General features: G+C 31.4%; 18 protein-coding genes and 3 pseudogenes. 15 read left to right on the forward strand and 6 right to left on the reverse strand.

Annotated features, from left to right (window positions below; translation table 11 throughout):
* The first annotated feature begins 184 nt into the window (after positions 1-184).
* Positions 185-877 carry an Abi family protein gene (locus tag IDG65_RS08060; RefSeq protein WP_230401019.1) on the forward strand — a complete coding sequence of 231 codons (693 nt, stop codon included), beginning with the start codon at positions 185-187 and terminating at the stop codon, positions 875-877.
* Between the two features lie 625 nt (positions 878-1,502).
* Here the strand turns inward: IDG65_RS08060 and IDG65_RS08065 are convergent.
* Together IDG65_RS08065 and IDG65_RS08070 are read right to left on the reverse strand one after the other, a co-directional pair.
* Positions 1,503-1,895, reverse strand: a complete 393-nt coding sequence (locus IDG65_RS08065) for a hypothetical protein (protein WP_000888757.1) — start codon at positions 1,893-1,895, stop codon at positions 1,503-1,505.
* A gap of 21 nt (positions 1,896-1,916) precedes the next feature.
* Positions 1,917-2,396 (reverse strand): hypothetical protein, encoded by a 480-nt coding sequence (locus IDG65_RS08070; protein ID WP_000705125.1) that lies wholly within the window; start codon positions 2,394-2,396, stop codon positions 1,917-1,919.
* Between the two features lie 927 nt (positions 2,397-3,323).
* Here IDG65_RS08070 and IDG65_RS08075 point away from each other — a divergent pair.
* The gene (locus IDG65_RS08075; RefSeq protein WP_000212548.1) at positions 3,324-3,656 is read left to right on the forward strand and encodes a hypothetical protein; all 333 of its coding nucleotides are present in this window, start codon (positions 3,324-3,326) and stop codon (positions 3,654-3,656) included.
* Positions 3,657-4,243: 587 nt separating this feature from the next.
* On the opposite strand, the gene IDG65_RS14840 is transcribed toward IDG65_RS08075, so the two are convergent.
* The 4 genes from IDG65_RS14840 to IDG65_RS08095 all read right to left on the reverse strand — a co-directional run bounded on the left by IDG65_RS14840 (position 4,244) and on the right by IDG65_RS08095 (position 6,713).
* Positions 4,244-4,663: a hypothetical protein gene (locus tag IDG65_RS14840; protein WP_223289616.1), complete on the reverse strand. Its 420-nt coding sequence runs from the start codon at positions 4,661-4,663 to the stop codon at positions 4,244-4,246.
* Between the two features lie 145 nt (positions 4,664-4,808).
* Positions 4,809-4,961 (reverse strand): hypothetical protein, encoded by a 153-nt coding sequence (locus tag IDG65_RS08085; RefSeq protein WP_000248844.1) that lies wholly within the window; start codon positions 4,959-4,961, stop codon positions 4,809-4,811.
* Positions 4,962-5,489: 528 nt separating this feature from the next.
* Positions 5,490-5,849: a DUF1304 domain-containing protein gene (locus IDG65_RS08090; RefSeq protein ID WP_001021572.1), complete on the reverse strand. Its 360-nt coding sequence runs from the start codon at positions 5,847-5,849 to the stop codon at positions 5,490-5,492.
* Positions 5,850-5,867: 18 nt separating this feature from the next.
* On the reverse strand, positions 5,868-6,713 hold the full coding sequence (locus IDG65_RS08095; protein WP_001024383.1) for an SDR family oxidoreductase: 846 nt from the start codon (positions 6,711-6,713) through the stop codon (positions 5,868-5,870).
* A gap of 471 nt (positions 6,714-7,184) precedes the next feature.
* Between IDG65_RS08095 and IDG65_RS08100 the strand changes: the two genes are divergently transcribed.
* The 13 genes and pseudogenes from IDG65_RS08100 (at position 7,185) to IDG65_RS08150 (ending at position 20,140) form a co-directional block, all read left to right on the forward strand.
* Positions 7,185-7,865: a superantigen-like protein SSL1 gene (locus IDG65_RS08100; protein ID WP_000669003.1), complete on the forward strand. Its 681-nt coding sequence runs from the start codon at positions 7,185-7,187 to the stop codon at positions 7,863-7,865.
* Positions 7,866-8,148: 283 nt separating this feature from the next.
* Entirely contained in the window at positions 8,149-8,850 is a 702-nt protein-coding gene (locus tag IDG65_RS08105) for a superantigen-like protein SSL2 (protein WP_000782836.1), read from the forward strand.
* A 289-nt stretch (positions 8,851-9,139) separates the two neighbouring features.
* Complete coding sequence (locus IDG65_RS08110) at positions 9,140-10,171, forward strand: superantigen-like protein SSL3 (protein ID WP_000702717.1); 1,032 nt, start codon at positions 9,140-9,142, stop codon at positions 10,169-10,171.
* Between the two features lie 360 nt (positions 10,172-10,531).
* Entirely contained in the window at positions 10,532-11,236 is a 705-nt protein-coding gene (locus IDG65_RS08115; protein WP_000702720.1) for a superantigen-like protein SSL5, read from the forward strand.
* Positions 11,237-11,683: 447 nt separating this feature from the next.
* Positions 11,684-12,379 carry a superantigen-like protein SSL7 gene (locus IDG65_RS08120; protein ID WP_000769824.1) on the forward strand — a complete coding sequence of 232 codons (696 nt, stop codon included), beginning with the start codon at positions 11,684-11,686 and terminating at the stop codon, positions 12,377-12,379.
* A gap of 340 nt (positions 12,380-12,719) precedes the next feature.
* Positions 12,720-13,418: a superantigen-like protein SSL9 gene (locus tag IDG65_RS08125; RefSeq protein WP_000778502.1), complete on the forward strand. Its 699-nt coding sequence runs from the start codon at positions 12,720-12,722 to the stop codon at positions 13,416-13,418.
* Positions 13,419-13,784: 366 nt separating this feature from the next.
* On the forward strand, positions 13,785-14,468 hold the full coding sequence (locus IDG65_RS08130; protein ID WP_000778498.1) for a superantigen-like protein SSL10: 684 nt from the start codon (positions 13,785-13,787) through the stop codon (positions 14,466-14,468).
* A gap of 258 nt (positions 14,469-14,726) precedes the next feature.
* On the forward strand, positions 14,727-16,283 hold the full coding sequence (locus IDG65_RS08135; RefSeq protein WP_000028651.1) for a type I restriction-modification system subunit M: 1,557 nt from the start codon (positions 14,727-14,729) through the stop codon (positions 16,281-16,283).
* Positions 16,276-16,806 (forward strand): annotated as a pseudogene (locus IDG65_RS15130) (restriction endonuclease subunit S domain-containing protein); the annotation flags it as partial. The gene IDG65_RS08135 and the pseudogene IDG65_RS15130, both read left to right, overlap by 8 nt.
* Positions 16,780-16,953: pseudogene (locus tag IDG65_RS15135) on the forward strand (restriction endonuclease subunit S); the annotation flags it as partial. The pseudogenes IDG65_RS15130 and IDG65_RS15135, both read left to right, overlap by 27 nt.
* A gap of 3 nt (positions 16,954-16,956) precedes the next feature.
* Positions 16,957-17,535, forward strand: a pseudogene (locus tag IDG65_RS15140) (restriction endonuclease subunit S); the annotation flags it as partial.
* Positions 17,536-17,947: 412 nt separating this feature from the next.
* Positions 17,948-18,634: a superantigen-like protein SSL11 gene (locus IDG65_RS08145; RefSeq protein WP_000769157.1), complete on the forward strand. Its 687-nt coding sequence runs from the start codon at positions 17,948-17,950 to the stop codon at positions 18,632-18,634.
* 21 nt (positions 18,635-18,655) lie between these two features.
* A complete protein-coding gene (locus IDG65_RS08150; protein WP_001208914.1) occupies positions 18,656-20,140 on the forward strand; it encodes an FKLRK protein in 1,485 nt (494 codons plus the stop codon).
* Positions 20,141-20,179 lie beyond the last annotated feature (39 nt).

The following is a 20,179-nucleotide window of genomic DNA, read 5'->3' on the forward strand; positions in this document are numbered from 1 at the left end:
TAACCATTTGTAACTTAAACTCTGAACTAAATGATCTTCTTTCTCTTGTCATAATAAAATCGCCTACTTTCTTAAATTAACAATATCTATTCTCATAGAATTTGTCCAATTAAGTGTAGACGATTCATTTAGTTTAGTAAATATGTTGGAAACTCATATAAGAAATATTATTTTAGAAGTATATATGTTAGAAATTGAATATAATAACAAGCCTTCGACACTGTTCTATTTAGATAAAGATTTGTATTTTGAGAAAGTTAATGATGAGTATAAATATTCTGCCAAAAAGCTAAAAGAGTTCAATAGGTTACAAAATGTTTTTTGGAGAGCTATAGAAAAAAAGAAAAGTAACGATAACGTTAAACATAATATTAGAAAATACAATATTATACCAGCTTGGGTTTTATTCCAAAATTTTAGTTTTGGAGATTTGTCTACTTTTTATAGAACTACATTACCAACTTATAGAAATAAAGTAAGTAAGCGAATTGAAAATTTAATAGAAAAAAATACTGGTATAAGCATAAAACTTCCAGAAAAGTTATTGTGTGCATGGTTGAATAGTATCAGGTTTTTGAGAAATAGAATAGCTCACACAGATATAATTTATGGAATTAATTTTACAAACACCTGTGCAAAACATCATAGTGATGAGGAAATGTATGTAAATATAGAAAAGTATAAATATCAGCAAAGGTTAGTTACATTTTTATTAGCTATGAAGAAAATATTTATGAGTATGCCAGAAAATAATATTATTGAATGGAATGAGACTCTAACTAAGATAGAGAATAAATGTTCAGAACATAACTTTATTAAACTTTCTAGGTTAGGAGTTATTGAAAATAACCTTTCTTACTTTAAAATAACTAAATAAAAAATAGCGCACACTAATAACTAAGTGATTGTCTTTTTACGCTGAATAATGCCCTGTGTTGTAGTTAGAAAGATTTTTAAATAACACTATATTTATAAAAATGTTGAATTATAATATGGTCGGTTTATTTTATAGGAGTAATAAAAAGCATTTATCTTTTATCCGCCACAAATAATGAGTAAATGTACCTTGCTTTCAATGTTGATATTTTACAACCTTGTAGAGTTGATTTGATATATCATCTCATACGTTGTAGGCAATGAATACGTAAATTATGCAGTGACATGAACTGTTGAGAAGTATAGAGCATTAAAAATCTTGATATATCAATAGTTATAAACTGGTACAAATTAACGAAAAGTACTCTTGTCATCGAGTGGGAATAATTATATATAGCAAATGATAGGCTAGAAGTACCGTTATTACGCGGTTTCTAGCCTTTTTTGGTGCGATTGGTATGGGCAACATCATGTGATGAAATGATGGGAGTTATATCTGTAGAAATTGGCGTACCAATTTCTTTATGTTGGGGCTCCGCAGTCAACTACTACCAATATAAGATTGTAGAGCCTACGATTTGGATTTTATGTCCTGGGATCGGTTTCCTATTCTTATTAAATAGTATTTAAAAATCTATACTATCTATATTGAAATTTTTATTTATGGTTATGCCATAACTACTTTGTATTTCCGGTACTAAACTTTGCAATATTGGGTAATAGTTATTAGCGAAACCAATAATAATGGAATTAATCACATTGATACTAAGTTCTTTATCTTCAGGTAATGCATTTTCTATTATTTTGATTAAGTCTATATATTTTATTTCATCAGAATTTTTATGTGCTAAATACTTCATAAAATCAGTTTGCACTTTTTCGAAAACACTATATCTTAAGTCCATTTGTACAAATATTAAGCTGACAGTTTTAGTTTCGAATTGACTTTGACCCAAAACTGAAGCAAGTTCTTCTATTGATTGATATAGCAATCTGATATCGCCGTTATCTTCAAGCATATGAAACACTCCTTTATCATTTTAGAATAACCATGCAATGGCTTCTTTGACTACAGTTGAGATTATTCCAGCATCACCTTTACTTAGACCGGCATTTATTGCGCCTCGTTTAACTGCATCACCGACAGCGTTAGCTGGTACTTCTGACCATTTTAGCAATGGTTTCAATTCTTTTACAATACCTGAATACCCTTTATCAAAAATAGTTGCAGCTTTTTTGCCGCCAACTTGTTGTATGACATTTTTTGCTTTGCCCCTATTATTAATAATTAGCTTTATAGCAGTTTTAACTACTTTTGTTCCGCCAATTCGTTGTTGTGCTTCTGGATTCATTGGCAAGTTTGGATTGCGATTAATTTTCACACCATTTATATTTTCATAACTTTGGTGAGCAGTTTTTGTATTGTTTGTCTGTATTTCATTTGCGTTAGTTAAAGGTGAAACAGACGTTAATAAAACGGCAGTCAAGACTAGTGAACCAATAGTTTTTGTGATTTTCATTATACATTTATCTCCTTTAATAGTGAATTTGCAAAACCAAATGTTTGAAATATAAGTAAATAATCATTAAAAAACAAAGTGAGTGAAAGGTCCTAATTCGTATAACTAGCATTTAATAATTTAATTAATCGTTTGCACCAAAATAGAAAATGCCACTTAACACAATTATTAAAAGTAATGTAACTATGAAAGAAGTCCAAGCTAATACAAGTGAACATATTAAAAGTACTAATGAAGTGACTGTTTGTAAGAACCCAAAAAGTAAAGATTCCATTATATAAGCAAAATAAATAGTTAGTGAAAAAATTGCTACAGCAAATAACATTAGCCCTATGATTTTCAAAATTCCAGTTGTGTAGCCAGTAACTAATAAATTTTTCACATGAACTTGATTACCATATTGTCATCCCGTTCATAAAATAGTTTAGAAGAGATTGCTATTAAATTTAATTGTTTTGCATAAGTGTCAGAATATTATTCTTAACTGTTAAGAGTCGTTAATTTATTTAAATCCATTAAGGTTGTTAGAGATTATTATGCGGTGAGAAACGCGACTGTTACAGTGGAAGATGAATTTGTATAACTAGATATGTTAATCGTAAATGTGGCGTCGTGAAACACGACTTCAAACATCGAGGACCAATCTATCTTTGAGATTGGTTGAAGATTGAAACATATGTAAGAAAATGACATAGTTTATGGAAAGGTCGATAAGTAATTGAAAAATCAATCTAGATTGAAATCATGCATATCGTTTAATAAAATTTTTCGGAGAAATAAAAACTTACTAAAAATGAAAAGGTTTATTTGATTTATTTACTTGTATATTGTAAAAGGTTACAATGAGTCTATAGATTATGTAGAGAACTCTATTATGCTTTTTGAGTATATGTGGGGTTCTTTCTTTATATATAAAAGGAGTTCGGAGTGGCAACACTAAAAGATGTAAAGACTGGTAAAAAGGAAATTTTGCCATCAACTGCAAAAGATAAAAATGGTAAAAAAGTTACGTTAATTTATTTTGAAAAAGACGATAAATTAGGTTTTTATGTGCAGAAAACACAAAAAGAACGTGGAGTAGGGAAATGCGTTTCTGGTATAGCGGGTGGCGCAGTGACAGGAGGCACTACTTTAGGTCTTGCAGGTGCAGGAGTAGGAACAGTTACTATTCCAGTAATTGGGACAGTTAGTGGAGGCGTAGTTGGAGCTGTTGGTGGTGCTGTCGGCGGTGGTCTAACCGGTGGAGCCACATTCTGCTAATAGTGTAGGAGTGATACCATGAAAAAATTTTTTAATATATGGGTATGTTCGTTCTTATTTTTTAGTAATAATATCATGGGTGATAATTAGTATAAAATTTGGTAATATCAGCACGACGCAAATATTAATTTCAAATCTGTTTATATTTATCGCTTATATACTATATTTAGTTAAGTTCATTCGTTTCAAAAAAAGATGAAAATACGTTTTTTGCCCAAAACCTAATTGTGATAGCATATGAAAAGTGAGTAGTGTCCTTTTTTTAATCTAATTTACTTATGAAGCGAAAATAACGTGCAAGTAACGTGCAAGTAAAAAAACGACCTAAATCCCTTTAAAAACAAGGATTAGGTCGTATTTATTTGGTAATGAATTTGTCTAGCGAAAATAACGTGCAAGTAACGTGCAAATAAAAAAGCATGCGTAATATGGTATATATTTTATATGTCTAGGTAAAGTTTACGAACCTACAGATTTGAAATATTCTTCAGCAACTCCGTCTTTTATAATTCTTGAAATAACCGAGGTTTTTATTTTTACGTTGTTTTGAATTGTCTAAAATAGTCATACATAATCTGTTTAAACCCTTACTTAAGCTTGTAAAATGCGGAAATAAGTTTTCCTTTTTTAGTTATTTTTTCTTGGTATATTTTAAATCCACAATTATTGCAATAAAATTCTTTCAAATTCTTATTATCATACCAATCAACACAAATATGTCTTAGTGCAGTACGATCATAAATTTCAGAAGCAATAGATAAGGCATAGTCCATTACAATTTCTCCTGGTATATGCTTTTTGTGTTTATCGCTCCTATCTAATTTAGTTATTAATAATGCTTGAAATTCTCCATTCTTTTTAGCATCAGACGAGATTTTTCTTTTCGTTTTTCCACTAACGTCTTTTTCAAGCTTTATATTTATAATTTTTAAGCAGAAGTATCCCATTATTTCAAGGTCTGATTTATCTATAATTAAATACGTACGGAAGGAATTTTGATCGTTCATTGTTATTGCTTTATGTTTTAGGGAATGTGCTATTGAAGGGTTTAAAGATGTTTGAAATGTCTTGGTTTCTTGACTTATATAGTTATGAAAGAGGGCGTTGTCCTTTATAGCATTTCTGAGATTAGAAATGCTATAAATAAAGTTATTAAGATTTTTTGTTTTCATGTAATTTAAGAAATGGATTTGTTTTTAGTGGGTTATTTTTAATTCTGTTCTTAAATGGTTTGAATTTTGCGGTTGCAAATATGATAGCAGCTTCTTTTGACAAAGTAATAGAACCTTTTTCTTCTGGTACCATGATATTCACTCCTTGTACAATTGGATTTAAAGTTTATAAAATAATTTTACTATGTATAATAATTTGTGTAAATAGTTTCTTATTGTTACCGAATAATTTGTTTGGAAGCGTTATGTAATGCCAATCAACACCAAAGTCCTCATGTCCTCATTCCTTTTGCGACTACATATATTGTTAATAATATTGAAATTATAAACTGATAGTGATAATTTTGTTAACTGACCCATGAAAGTAGGAACCCCACCATACGGGAATTTCGAAATCATGGTTTTTTTGTTTTAAAGTATTGATGCAATAGATAAAGTAGCCATTCTAATATATGGAGTATTTATCAGCTAAAAATTAAAACAGATATGAATTTTCTTCATTAAATCATTTTTCCATATAGAAACAGAGGCAACGCTACTGTCACCTCTGCTTGAAATAATTAGGTTGAAATACTCTGGGTCTAAAGTCCACACCTAAATCACCCAAATCGCTCAAACTCTCAACCCCAGACTAAATCTCCAAACCCCAAAACACCAATACTTACCAAAGCATTGAAATGAGTGCCAATACTGGCAACGTACCTTGTTTGAAAAAGATACTAATATTGCTTGAAAGGCCACCATAAATAGCAACGCCAATGATATACACTAAAATAGCTGCGCATATTTCTTTTGGATTACTGCTGATAAACAAACCGTATATTAGCAAAACTCCGATTAAACCATTATATACGCCTTGATTCTTCAAAAGTACGTTAATATTTTTGTCTTTCAATTTATCGACGCTTATATTAAATGTCTCGCTAGTCTTTTTGGAAGTTGTAGCAATCGTTTCAAGGTACATAATATAGAAAAATTCTAATGCCACAAATATGATTAAAATTATCGAGATGATATTCACTGTAACGCTCCTTTAGTATTAAATATTTTCTTGTAAAAATGATTGTAGTGTCTGTGGTTGATCATTGACTAATTGTTGGAAATCATTGGATTCTTGGTCTAATAGTCCTCTTGCTCCTGCGTCGTACATTGATGCCAATAATGCACCAAAGCCTTTAGGTTCATCGTACATTTTTGCAAATGTCTCTAATGAAACGGGTTCATATTTAATTTCTGTGCCTGATGCCTCAGATAAAATAGCAGCAAGTTCTTTCATATCATAACTGTAGCCTGATAATAAATAACATTTGCCCCAAGTATCTGGATTTTTAATAATAGCAATGACGCCTCTAGCAATATCATTTCTAGTAATATAATTAATACGACCATCACCAGCTGGATAAATCAGTTTATGCATATTCATCAATTCTGGTAAATATGGTTTAAGTGGATCCATGTACATTGCCATTCTTACATAGGTATAGTCAATGCCACTTGTTGCCAATAGACGTGCTGCATAACCAAAATAAGGACTCATATGGAATGGATTATTATGCTGATCTGCGTAATAACCTATGAAAATGATATGAGCAACGCCACATTGCTTTGCAGCATATACTAAATTTTCCACTTCAGGAATACGTTTGAATGATGGATGGATAATACTTGGAATAAACACAACGGTATCCATTCCTTTAAATGCTTCTACCATGCTTTCTTGATTAAAATAATCTAATTGTCGAACAGAAACTTTTCCACGCCAATCTTCTGGAACTTTCTCAACATTTCTAACACCAATGTGAAAATGATCTATGTGATTTGCAATGGCTTGATTTGTAATATGTGTGCCTAAATGACCTGTAGCACCTGTTAACATAATATTCATTCACTTCATCTCCTAATCTTTATATACATAACATAATACTTATTCGATGGTTTTCAAAACATTTGATTTTATAAAAAATTGTAATCTGTATTTATTGTCGTCGTGTATAGTAAATACGTATATGTTATTAATGTTGAAAATACCGTAATGACGCGTTTTAGTTGATGTGTGTCACCATGATCTTTGAAATTTTTGACATGGTACTGCGACGATATGGTGTCATTTTTGTGTCTAAAAGTTTTACAGTTTTTAAAATTAAAATGGTATAAAGTGTGAATTGTATAAAAAAGAGTCTCGACGGATAAGAATTGATTAATAACAGTTAGCATTTTATTAATTACCTTAACAATGATTCAAGTTTAGTTAAATGAGGTTTAATTTGAAAGGGGATAGCGCCTCAATATAATGTAGGTAGATTGTTCATATTACGTAATTGAAAAATCAAATTTAAATAGATTGGGGCTAAAAATTATGAAATTTAAAGCGATAGCAAAAGCAAGTTTAGCATTGGGAATGTTAGCAACAGGTGTAATTACATCGAATGTACAATCAGTACAAGCGAAAGCAGAAGTTAAACAACAAAGTGAGGCTGATTTAAAACTTTATTATAGTGGACCAAGTTTTGAATATAAAAAAGTAACTGGATATGGATTTGTTGAAGGTAAAGATAGATTCATTGATTTTATATACAATGGACAATATAATAAAATATCTTTAGTTGGTTCTGATAAAGATAAATATAATGAAGAAGTTAATCCAGATATAGATGTGTTTGTCGTTAGAGAAGGAAACGGTAGACAAGCTGATAATCATTCGATTGGTGGCGTAACAAAAACTAATCGAGGAGTGTATTATGACTATATACACACACCAATCCTTGAAATCAAGAAAGGTAAAGAAGAACCACAAAGTAGTCTATACCAAATTTATAAAGAAGACATTTCGCTAAAAGAACTTGATTATAGATTAAGAGAACGTGCAATCAAACATCACGGCTTGTATTCAAAAGGTCTTAAACAAGGTCAAATTACAATTACAATGAATGATGGCACAACACATACAATCGATTTAAGTCAAAAACTTGAAAAAGAGCGTATGGGTCAGTCAGTAGACGGCAAACAAATACAAAAAATTCTAGTAGAAATGAAATAATACTTTCTAACAACAAAGCACTACGCTGAATAGCACTTGTTTTGGAATATATGGAAGTTAAGCGACGTACTGTTGCTTAGCTTCTTTTTTTGAGGGTCAAAGTTACAAAACTCACACAAACAGTCGCACCACGCATTATCTTTTACTTAACTAGCTTAATCATATTTTATGAATAGTTAAAAAAGGGTTAATGTGAATATCAGAATACAGCTCCTATAATATGGTTGTATGATTCAATTTACGTAATAAAACAATCTAATCTAATATATTGGAGCATACAACTATGAAAATGAAATCAATTGCAAAAGTAAGTTTAGTCTTGGGTATTTTAGCTACAGGTGTAAATACTGTAACGGAACAACCGGTGCATGCCGAAAATAAACCTATTCAAGTAAGCCAAAATAGTAAAAATTTAAAAGCGTACTATACTCAACCGAGTGTTGAATATAAAAATGTGACAGGTTATATCAGTAGTATTCAACCTAAAGCAGGTACTAAATTTATGAATATTATAGAAGGTAATACAGTTAATAATCTAGCTTTAGTTGGCAAAGATAAGCAACACTATCATACGGGTGTACATCGTAACCTTGATATTTTTTATGTTAATGAGGATAAGAGATTTGAAGGTTCAAAGTACTCTATTGGTGGTATCACAGAAGCAAGCGATAAAGCTGTTGACCAAATAGCAGAAGCAAGAGTTATTAAAGAAGATCATACTGGTGAATATGATTATGACTTTTTCCCATTTAAAATAGATAAAGAAGCAATGACATTGAAAGAGGTCGATTTTAAAATAAGAAAACATCTTATCGATCATTATGGTCTTTACGGTGAAATGAGTTCAGGAACAGTTACTGTTAAAATGAAATACTATGGCAAGTATACATTTGAATTAGATAAAAAGTTACAAGAAGACCGAATGGCCGATATCATTAAAGTCACAGATATTGACAGAATTGAAGTTATAGTTAAAAAAGCATAATGCTTAGACTGGTCGTCGTAATGAATTGAAATTGCAATAGAGAGGTTAAGTGATGATAAAACGTTACTTAACTTCTTTTTTATGTCTTAAAATCATTTCAATGATACGTAGTAACACCACATAAACCTCGAAAGTACTCATTATTTTTTGCTTAAATGACTTAATAATACTTCAACAATTGTTAAACGAGGGTTAATGTGAATAGACCAATATGTCCTCTATAATGAAGTTGTATGATTCTAATTACGTAAAGAACAATCGAATATAATTACGATTGGAGCATACAACTATGAAAATAAGAACAATTGCGAAAGCGAGTTTAGCGTTAGGGCTTGTAACAACAGGTGCAAGTATAGTAACAACGCAATCGGCCAATGCAGAAGTAGCATCAGCACTTAAAGCAGGACAGTTAGCAAAGATAAACGTATCATCAAGTGCAGTCACAACGACAACGCAAGCAGTGAACGCAGAACAAAATCGTACGGCTAATACTGAACAGGCATCAAAGTCTAATACAGAAAAAGTATCAACATCGCCTTCAATTAAAACAGAACAGACGCCAAAATCTAACACACAAAAGGCAACTCAACCAACACCAAGCGGAACAACTCAGCCTTTACCAAATGCACAACCGCAATCACCACAATCAACACCAAACGCATCAACATCGCCTTCATCTAGTGTAGAAACACAACAACCGCAATCGCCTACCACAAAACAAGCACAAAAGGAAATAAACCCTAAATATAAGGATTTAAGAACATATTATACGAAACCGAGTTTAGAATTCGAAAAGCAATTTGGTTTTATGCTGAAACCATGGACGACAGTTAGGTTTATGAATGTTATACCAGATTGGTTCATTTATAAAATAGCTTTAGTTGGAAAAGACGATAAGAAATATAAAGATGGGCCATACGATAATATTGATGTATTTATCGTTTTAGAGGACAATAAATATCAATTAAAAAAATATTCTGTCGGGGGTATCACGAAGACGAATAGTAAAAAAGTTGATCACAAAGCAAGAATCAGTATTACTAAAGAAGATGAGAAAGGCAAAATCTCACGCGATGATTCAGAATACAAGATTACTAAAGAAGAGATTTCCTTGAAAGAGCTTGATTTTAAATTGAGAAAGCAACTCATTGAACAACATAATCTGTACGGTAATATTGGTTCAGGAACAATTGTTATTAAAACGAAAAATGGTGGGAAGTACACGTTTGAATTACACAAAAAATTACAAGAACATCGCATGGCAGATGTCATAGATGGCACTAGTATCGACAGAATTGAAGTGAATCTAAAATCATCGTGATGGATACTGCATAGAACCTATGAACGATGTGCCGAGAAGTTGAGTGACAACTATTTACATGTTGCTCAGCTTCTTTCGTGTTGCGCAGTGATATAAGAAGACGAATATTTGATGTTGACCACACATAACATACTTATGTCCTAAATGTGTCTAAAAATCCCAATCTATCAAGCGTTGAAGTACAACAAAAGTCATTTTTATTTAACGAACATTATGGATTCCTTAATTTAATTAACGATGATTCAAATTTAGTTAAACAAGGTTTAATGTGAATAGAGTCATACGCCAACTATAATAAAGCTGTGTGATTCAATAAACGTAATCGAACAAGTCTAATAATTACGATTGGAGCATACAACTATGAAAATAAGAACAATTGTGAAAGCCAGTTTAGCTCTAAGTATTTTAGCAACTGGGGTTATAACATCAACGGCTCAAACTGTAAATGCGAGTGAACATGAAGCAAAATATGAAAATGTGACAAAAGATATCTTTGACTTAAGAGACTACTATAGTGGTGAAAGTAAAGCGCTTAAAAATGTTATCGGTTATCACTATAGTAAAGGCGGTAGACACTACCTTGTCATTGATAAAAATAGAAAGTTCACAAGAGTACAGATATTTGGTAAAGATATTGAAAGATTTAAAGCACGCAAAAATCCGGGATTAGACATATTTGTTGTTAAAGAAGCGGAAAACCGTAATGGTACAGTTTATTCGTATGGTGGTGTTACTAAGAAAAATCAAGGCGCCTATTATGATTATATAAACGCACCAAGATTCCAAATCAAGAGAGATGAAGGTGACGGTATTGCTACGTACGGTAGAGTACACTACATTTATAAAGAAGAAGTATCACTTAAAGAATTGGATTTTAAATTGAGACAGTATTTAATTCAAAATTTTGATCTGTATAAAAAGTTTCCTAAAGACAGCAAGATAAAAGTGATAATGAAAGATGGCGGCTATTATACGTTTGAACTCAATAAAAAGTTACAAACAAACCGCATGAGTGACGTCATTGACGGTAGAAATATTGAGAAAATAGAAGCCAATATTAGATAATTCAATAAAACATGGATAATAGTAAAATATGGATAGTATAGAGGAGTTAGGCAGCATAGGTTGCTTAGCTTCTTTTTTGTGTCGTTATGATCGGAAATGAAGCGGGTTGATGAAAGATAATAACGACAATAAAACTTGTAAAAATAGTTGATACCTATAGTCGCACGGTGTCGCATTAGTGACGTGAAACAATGTGGAAAACATAATTAAATTGAAGGAAAGTGTTAATGGTGAAAAAAATTAGCATAGTGTTATAAAAAATGATTAATACTGTTAGGAATCCATTAATTAGCTTAACGTTGGTTCATGAATAGTTAAAAAGTGGTTAATTCATAGCGCAATATCCGGCTTATATAATGATAGTAGATTGTTCGTATTACGTAATTGAATTAATCATATAAGCATATATTAAGTTAAATTTTAAAAATAGATTGGGAGAATAATACTATGAAATTAAAAACGTTAGCTAAAGCAACATTAGCATTAGGTTTATTAACTACTGGTGTCATTACATCAGAAGGTCAAGCAGTAAAAGCGGCAGAAAAGCAAGAGAGAGTACAACATTTACATGATATTAGAGATTTACATCGATACTACTCAGCACCAAGTTTTGAATATAGTAATATTAGCGGTAAGGTTGAAAACTACAATGGTTCTAACGTTGTACGCTTTAACCAAAAAGATCAAAATCACCAATTATTCTTATTAGGAAAAGATAAAGAAGAATATAAAGAAGGTCTTCAAGGTCAAAATGTCTTTGTAGTACAAGAATTAATTGATCCAAACGGCAGACTATCTACTGTTGGTGGTGTAACGAAGAACAATAACAAAACTTCTGAAACTAAAACACAATTAGTTGTTAATAAAGTTGATGGCGGAGATTTACATGCATCAATTGACTCATTTTTAATCCAAAAAGAAGAAATCTCATTAAAAGAACTTGATTTCAAAATTAGACAACAATTAGTTAATAATTACGGATTATATAAAGGTACATCTAAATACGGTAAAATCATTATCAATTTGAAAGACGAAAATAAAGTAGAAATTGATTTAAGTGATAAATTGCAATTCGAGCGCATGGGCGATGTGTTGAATAGTAAAGACATTAGAGGTATAGCAGTAACTATTAACCAAATTTAAAGTAAGCAATCAATGACTTTAAAGTAATAAATTTTGAAGCAGCTTAACGATGAAACGTTGAATAAATACGCATATCCTACAAGAGGAGCGTGTTTAAAGTAACGCCGTCGTTCGGCTGTTTTTTATATTTAATAACGCAGGTCACGAGTATACTAAAAAAACCAAATTAGACGTGAAAGCTATGTGCTTTGAATATTACTTAGATGTTCATTAACAATGATTCAAAGTTATTTAAACGCACGTTAATGTCAGTTTGTTTCGATGCACTTTATAATAAAGGCAGATGTTTCAAATTACGTAATCATAACAATCCAATACATTAAGATTGGAGTAAATAAATATGAAATTGACAGCATTAGCAAAAGCAACATTAGCATTAGGAATATTAACTACAGGTGTGTTTACAGCAGAAAGTAAAGCCGTTCACGCGAAAGTAGAACTTGATGAGACACAACGCAAATACTATATCTATATGTTAAAAGATTACTATTCTGAAGAAAGCTATGAACCAACAAACATTAGTGTTAAAAGTGAAGATTATTATGGTTCTAACGTTTTAAACTTTAACCATCGAAATAAAAACTTCAAAGTATTTCTACTTGGTGATGATAAAAATAAATATAAAGAAAAAACGCATGGTCTTGATGTCTTTGCAGTACCTGAATTAATAGATACTAAAGGTGGCATATATAGCGTTGGCGGTATAACAAAGAAAAATGTGAGACCCGTGTTTGGCTTTGTAAGTCATCCAGGTTTACTAGTTAAAAAAATCGATCCTAAACATGGCTTTTCGGTAAATGAGTTGTTCTTTATTCAAAAGGAAGAAGTATCGTTGAAAGAACTTGATTTTAAAATAAGAAAAATGTTAGTCGAAAAATATAGATTGTATAAAGGCGCGTCAGATAAAGGTAGAATCGTTATTAATATGAAAGACGAAAAGAAATATGTAATTGATTTAAGTGAAAAATTAAGTTTTGATCGTATGTTTGATGTAATGGATAGTAAGCAAATTAAAAATATTGAAGTGAATTTGAATTAATTAAGCATAATAGCATAATAGATTAAGAAGCGACTTAACAACAAAATGTGAATTGACATGCATGTCCTTAAATAAGGAACTGTGTTAAATACATTAATGTTGTTAAGTTGTTTTTTGCATTTCAAAGTGCAGAACAGAGTATCAACATTTGTTGTAGTAAACAATGATCCAGAAAAACAACCACATGTAAAGAGTGAAAGTTAATTAATCTGGCCATTAAAATATATTTGTTTTTCATTAATAATAATTCACGTATATTTAAATTGAGGTTAATTATCGCATTAAACGATGGACGTTATAATTAGAGTGTATGATTCAAATTACGTAATAAAACAATCCAATACATTAAGATTGGAGTAAATAAATATGAAATTGACAGCATTAGCAAAAGCAACATTAGCATTAGGGATTTTAACAACAGGAACTTTAACAACAGAGGCTTATTCAGGTCATGCTAAACAAAATCAAAAGTCAGTAAACAAACATGATAAAGAAGCATTACACCGATACTACAGTGGAAACTTTAAGGAAATGAAAAACATTAATGCTTTGAGACATGGTAAAAATAACTTACGTTTTAAATATAGAGGTATGAAGACTCAAGTATTATTGCCTGGAGATGAGTACCGTAAATATCAACAGCGAAGACATACAGGCTTAGATGTGTTTTTTGTTCAAGAAAAAAGAGACAAGCACGACATATCATATACTGTTGGTGGCGTAACAAAGTCGAATAAAACACCTGGGTTTGTTAGTGCACCATTATTAAATGTTACAAAAGAAAATGGTGAAGATGCTTTTGTGAAAGGTTACCCTTATGATATTAAAAAAGAAGAAATATCACTAAAAGAATTAGATTTTAAGTTAAGAAAACATCTAATTGAAAAATATGGTCTTTATAAAACAAAATCAAAAGATGGCAAGATTAAAATTAACTTGAAAGATGGCAGCTTTTATAACCTTGATTTAAGATCTAAATTAAAATTCAAACATATGGGGGAAGTCATAGATAGTAAACAAATTAAAGATATTGAAGTGAATTTGAAGTAAATAATTACGAATAAGAAAAATTAATTGAAGTGGCTTAACGATGAAATGTAAATTGGTGTGCACACCTTACCAAAGGGATGCATTAATCGATATCGTCGTTAAGTCGTTTTTTTCGTTTTATGGATTCTACCCCAATTTCCATAAAGATAAAATTTCCACCACCAACATCAAAATTCTCAACATCGTAACATCACCAAATGTTATAATAAATCTATTACACAAAGAGATAAATTACTTATTCAAAGGCGGAGGAATCACATGTCTATTACTGAAAAACAACGTCAGCAACAAGCTGAATTACATAAAAAATTATGGTCGATTGCGAATGATTTAAGAGGGAATATGGATGCGAGTGAATTCCGTAATTACATTTTAGGCTTGATTTTCTATCGCTTCTTATCTGAAAAAGCAGAACAAGAATATGCAGATGCCTTGTCAGGTGAAGACATCACGTATCAAGAAGCATGGGCAGACGAAGAATACCGTGAAGACTTAAAAGCAGAATTAATTGACCAAGTCGGTTACTTCATTGAGCCACAAGATTTATTCAGTGCGATGATTCGTGAAATTGAAACGCAAGATTTCGATATCGAACATTTGGCGACGGCAATTCGTAAAGTTGAAACATCAACACTAGGTGAAGAAAGTGAAAATGACTTTATCGGACTGTTCAGCGATATGGATTTGAGTTCAACGCGTTTAGGTAACAATGTCAAAGAACGTACTGCGTTAATCTCTAAAGTCATGGTTAACCTTGACGATTTACCATTCGTTCACAGTGACATGGAAATTGATATGTTAGGTGATGCATACGAATTTCTTATCGGGCGCTTTGCGGCGACAGCGGGTAAAAAAGCAGGCGAGTTCTATACACCACAACAAGTATCTAAGATACTGGCGAAGATTGTCACAGACGGTAAAGATAAATTACGTCACGTGTATGACCCAACATGTGGTTCAGGTTCACTGTTGTTACGTGTTGGTAAAGAAACACAAGTGTATCGTTATTTCGGTCAAGAACGTAACAATACCACATACAACTTAGCGCGTATGAATATGTTATTACATGATGTGCGTTATGAAAATTTCGATATCCGTAATGATGATACGTTGGAAAACCCAGCCTTTTTAGGCCATACATTTGATGCGGTTATTGCGAATCCACCGTATAGTGCGAAATGGACAGCAGATTCAAAATTTGAAAATGACGAACGATTTAGTGGTTACGGCAAGCTTGCGCCAAAATCCAAAGCAGACTTTGCCTTTATTCAACACATGGTACATTACCTAGACGATGAAGGTACCATGGCAGTTGTGCTACCACATGGCGTCTTATTCCGTGGGGCTGCAGAAGGTGTGATTCGTCGTTATTTAATAGAAGAAAAGAACTACCTAGAAGCCGTGATTGGCTTACCAGCCAATATTTTCTATGGGACAAGTATTCCAACATGTATTTTAGTATTTAAAAAATGTCGCCAACAAGACGACAACGTATTATTTATCGATGCATCCAATGATTTTGAAAAAGGAAAAAATCAAAACCATTTAAGCGATGCCCAAGTCGATCGTATTATAGCCACATATAAGCGTAAAGAAACGATTGATAAATATAGCTACAGCGCGACATTACAAGAGATTGCCGATAACGATTACAACCTAAATATACCGAGATATGTCGACACATTCGAAGAAGAAGAGCCAATTGATTTAGATCAAGTCCAACAAGATTTGAAAAATATTGACAAAGAAATCGCAGAAATCGAACAAGAAATCAATGCATACCTGAAAGAACTTGGGGTGTTGAAAGATGAGTAATACACAAAAGAAAAATGTGCCAGAGTTGAGATTCCCAGGGTTTGAAGGCGAATGGGAAGAGAAGAAGTTAGGGGATCTTACAGATAGAGTAATTAGGAAAAATAAAAACTTAGAATCGAAAAAGCCTTTAACAATATCCGGACAGTTAGGTTTAATTGATCAAACAGAATACTTTAGTAAATCAGTTTCGTCGAAAAATCTAGAAAATTATACACTAATAAAGAATGGAGAATTCGCGTATAACAAAAGTTATTCTAATGGATACCCATTAGGGGCTATTAAAAGATTAACTAGATATGATAGTGGTGTATTGTCCTCTTTGTATATTTGTTTTTCTATTAAAAGTGAAATGTCTAAAGACTTCATGGAAGCATATTTTGATTCGACACACTGGTATAGAGAAGTTTCTGGAATTGCAGTTGAGGGTGCAAGAAATCACGGATTATTAAATGTTTCTGTGAATGATTTTTTTACTATTCTAATTAAATATCCAAGTTTAGAAGAACAGCAAAAAATAGGCAAGTTCTTCAGCAAACTCGACCGACAAATTGAATTAGAAGAACAAAAGCTTGAATTACTTCAACAACAGAAAAAAGGCTATATGCAGAAAATCTTCTCACAGGAATTGCGATTTAAGAATGAGAATGGTAATGATTATCCTGATTGGGAAAGAATTAAATTTTTTGATGTAATTGATAAAGTAATAGATTTTAGAGGGAGAACACCAAAAAAATTAAATATGGAATGGTCTGACGAAGGGTATTTAGCATTATCAGCAGTCAATGTAAAAAAAGGCTATATTGATTTTAATGTAGAGGCGAAATATGGAAATCTAGATTTATATACTAGATGGATGAGAGGAAATGAATTATATAAGGGGCAAGTATTATTTACAACTGAAGCGCCAATGGGCAATGTAGCACAGGTTCCGGATAATAAAGGATATATATTAAGTCAAAGAACTATCGCGTTTAATTCAAATGAAAAAATCACTGATAACTTTTTAGCATCATTGTTGAGCTCTGAAAATGTTTATAATGATTTATTAAAATTGTGTAGTGGTGCTACAGCAAAAGGTGTGAGTCAAAAAAATTTAAATCGACTATACGTTACTATTCCACATTCCATATCAGAGCAAGAAGAGATTGCTGAATTCTTTAGAAAAATTAATCAATTGGTTGAGTTGCAAAAATATAAAATTGAACATACTAAAAGTCAAAAACAAGTGTTTTTACAAAAGATGTTTATTTAAGCATTTGAGCACATCTATCAATTAAGTATTAATAAAATAATCTTAAATTGGCCGATTTTCCTTATGTAACTTTTAGTAACTAAAAATACCCGATTCGCTATGATAAAAAAGCGAACATTAAATTTAGACACTGTGAAAGCGCAGTGTCTTTTTTGTGTCGAAATTGTGTACAGAATAAGTGGTTAAATAAAGATTAAGTTGAGATAAAGTGTTATTCGTAAATAAAAGAGAGTAGATCGATAGGAATTGAATGATATTAGTTAACTATTTATTAAATTACTTAATAATGATTAATTTTTAGTTAAAGTAAGTTTAATGTGAAGCACGACCATTGCTCATTATAATGAATGAGGATTGTTCGTATTGCGTAATAGAATAAATCAAATAGACTAAAAATTGGGAGCATAGAATTATGAAATTAAAAAATATTGCTAAAGCAAGTTTAGCATTAGGGATTTTAACAACAGGGATGATTACAACTACTGCTCAGCCAGTAAAAGCAAGTACATTAGAGGTTAGATCACAAGCGACTCAAGATTTAAAAGATTATTATAAAGGACAAAGTTTTGATCTGAAAAATATAGGAGGATATAAGGAAGGCAACAAGGTTACTTTCATATATCACAATCAACAAATTGATGTGACACTAACAGGTAATGAAAAGTTAGAATTTAATGACGATGGAGAAATATCTAATGTTGATGTATTTGTGGTCAGAGAAAATTCTGATAGATCAGGTATCACAAGTTCTAATGGAGGAATAACAACTTCAAATAAACAAGATATCATAGATAATGTCAAAAGTGTGAACATGCAAATAACTAAAAAAACTAGTAGTAATACTGAAACTGTAACTTCATCTTATTACAGTATAAGTAAAGAGAATATCTCATTAAAAGAACTTGATTTCAAATTAAGAAAACACTTAATCGACAAAAACGGTCTTTATAAAACAGAACCTAAAAACAGCAAAATTAGAGTTACCATGGAAGATGGTGGGTTTTACACATTTGAATTGAATAAAAAGTTACAAACAAACCGCATGGGTGATGTAATTGATGGTACTAAAATAAAAGAAATTAATGTTGAATTAAACTAATAATATTCGAGGGAGTAAATCATGAGGGAAAATTTTAAATTACGTAAAATGAAAGTCGGTTTAGTATCAGTTGCAATTACTATGTTATATATCATGACAAACGGACAAGCAGAAGCATCAGAAACTAATCAAAAGCCAAGTACAAATCAAGAATCAACAGCTGTTACACATACTGAACAAAATTCAAAAGAAACAAAAACGGCAGAGTCTTCTAAGAACTTTGTTAATTTAGACCCTATCAAACCAGGAGATCAAAAGGTAACAGGGACTACTATGCCGAATCATATTATATTACTTAACATAGATGGAAAAAGTGTTGATTCAGTAGATGGAGAGGACAGTTCATTTATAACTTCAAAAGAAGATGGGAAGTTTGAGTATCCTCTAAATAATCGTAAAATAGTTCACAACCAAGAAATTGAAGTATCATCTTCATCTTTAGATGATTTAGGTGAAGATGATGAAGAGGTAGAAGAAGATTCCACTGAAAAATCTGAAGCTGAAGAAGAAAGTACAGGTGCTAAAGTTACTTACACAACACCGCGATATGAAAAAGCGTATGAAGTACCGGAAAAACGATTAGAAGAAAAAGATGGACATCACCAAGTTTTCATCGAACCTATTACTGAAGGATCAGGTATTATTAAAGGGCATACGTCTGTAAAAGGTAAAGTTGCTTTATCTATTAATAATAAATTTATTAATTTTGAAACAAATTCTAATGGTGGCCCAAATAAAGAAGAAGCGAAATCTGGATCAGAAGGAATCTGGATGCCTATTGATGATAAAGGATACTTTAATTTTGACTTCAAAACGAAACGTTTCGATAATTTAGAGTTAAAAGAAGGTAATGACATTTCACTAACATTTGCACCTGATGATGATGAAGATGCATTAAAACCTTTAATTTTCAAAACTAAAGTAACAAGTTTGGAAGATATTGATAAAGCAGAAACTAAATATGACCATACTAAAGTCAACAAAGTGAAAATTTTAGATAATGTTAAAGAAGATTTACATGTTGATGAAATATATGGAAGCTTATATCATACAGACAAAGGTAAAGGTATTCTTGATAAAGAAGGTACTAAAGTAATTAAAGGAAAGACTAAATTCGCGAATGCAGTAGTGAAGGTAGACTCTGAACTAGGTGAAGCACAATTATTCCCTGATTTACAAGTAAATGAAAAAGGTGAATTTAGCTTTGACTCACATGGTGCTGGTTTTAGATTACAAAATGGAGAAAAACTAAACTTTACAGTAGTTGATCCTATTACAGGTGAGCTGTTGAGTAATGAGTTTGTTTCTAAAGAGATTGATATTGAAGAAACACCAGAAGAAAAAGCAGACCGTGAATTTGATGAAAGACTTGAAAATACGCCTGCTTACTACAAGTTATACGGCGATAAAATAGTTGGTTTCGATACTAACGATTTCCCGATTACTTGGTTTTATCCATTAGGTGAAAAGAAAGTTGAACGTATAACACCTAAATTAGAAAAATAATTAATAAAATAAAACAGCTTAATGATGTAATGAAATTAG

The sequence above is a fragment of the Staphylococcus sp. EG-SA-17 genome (genome assembly GCF_017151845.1).
GTDB classification, from domain to species: domain Bacteria; phylum Bacillota; class Bacilli; order Staphylococcales; family Staphylococcaceae; genus Staphylococcus; species Staphylococcus aureus.

Excerpts from the sequence above, each read along its gene's own strand:
- IDG65_RS08060 (WP_230401019.1), top strand. The coding sequence starts at position 185 with ATGTTAGAAATTGAATATAATAACAAGCCTTCGACACTGTTCTATTTA.
- IDG65_RS08145 (WP_000769157.1), top strand. The coding sequence starts at position 17,948 with ATGAAATTAAAAAATATTGCTAAAGCAAGTTTAGCATTAGGGATTTTA.
- IDG65_RS08070 (WP_000705125.1), bottom strand. The coding sequence starts at position 2,396 with ATGAAAATCACAAAAACTATTGGTTCACTAGTCTTGACTGCCGTTTTA.
- IDG65_RS08120 (WP_000769824.1), top strand. The coding sequence starts at position 11,684 with ATGAAATTAAAAACGTTAGCTAAAGCAACATTAGCATTAGGTTTATTA.
- IDG65_RS08135 (WP_000028651.1), top strand. The coding sequence starts at position 14,727 with ATGTCTATTACTGAAAAACAACGTCAGCAACAAGCTGAATTACATAAA.
- IDG65_RS08130 (WP_000778498.1), top strand. The coding sequence starts at position 13,785 with ATGAAATTGACAGCATTAGCAAAAGCAACATTAGCATTAGGGATTTTA.
- IDG65_RS08065 (WP_000888757.1), bottom strand. The coding sequence starts at position 1,895 with ATGCTTGAAGATAACGGCGATATCAGATTGCTATATCAATCAATAGAA.
- IDG65_RS08125 (WP_000778502.1), top strand. The coding sequence starts at position 12,720 with ATGAAATTGACAGCATTAGCAAAAGCAACATTAGCATTAGGAATATTA.
- IDG65_RS08105 (WP_000782836.1), top strand. The coding sequence starts at position 8,149 with ATGAAAATGAAATCAATTGCAAAAGTAAGTTTAGTCTTGGGTATTTTA.
- IDG65_RS08150 (WP_001208914.1), top strand. The coding sequence starts at position 18,656 with ATGAGGGAAAATTTTAAATTACGTAAAATGAAAGTCGGTTTAGTATCA.
- IDG65_RS08115 (WP_000702720.1), top strand. The coding sequence starts at position 10,532 with ATGAAAATAAGAACAATTGTGAAAGCCAGTTTAGCTCTAAGTATTTTA.
- IDG65_RS08085 (WP_000248844.1), bottom strand. The coding sequence starts at position 4,961 with ATGGTACCAGAAGAAAAAGGTTCTATTACTTTGTCAAAAGAAGCTGCT.
- IDG65_RS14840 (WP_223289616.1), bottom strand. The coding sequence starts at position 4,663 with ATGAACGATCAAAATTCCTTCCGTACGTATTTAATTATAGATAAATCA.
- IDG65_RS08100 (WP_000669003.1), top strand. The coding sequence starts at position 7,185 with ATGAAATTTAAAGCGATAGCAAAAGCAAGTTTAGCATTGGGAATGTTA.
- IDG65_RS08095 (WP_001024383.1), bottom strand. The coding sequence starts at position 6,713 with ATGAATATTATGTTAACAGGTGCTACAGGTCATTTAGGCACACATATT.
- IDG65_RS08110 (WP_000702717.1), top strand. The coding sequence starts at position 9,140 with ATGAAAATAAGAACAATTGCGAAAGCGAGTTTAGCGTTAGGGCTTGTA.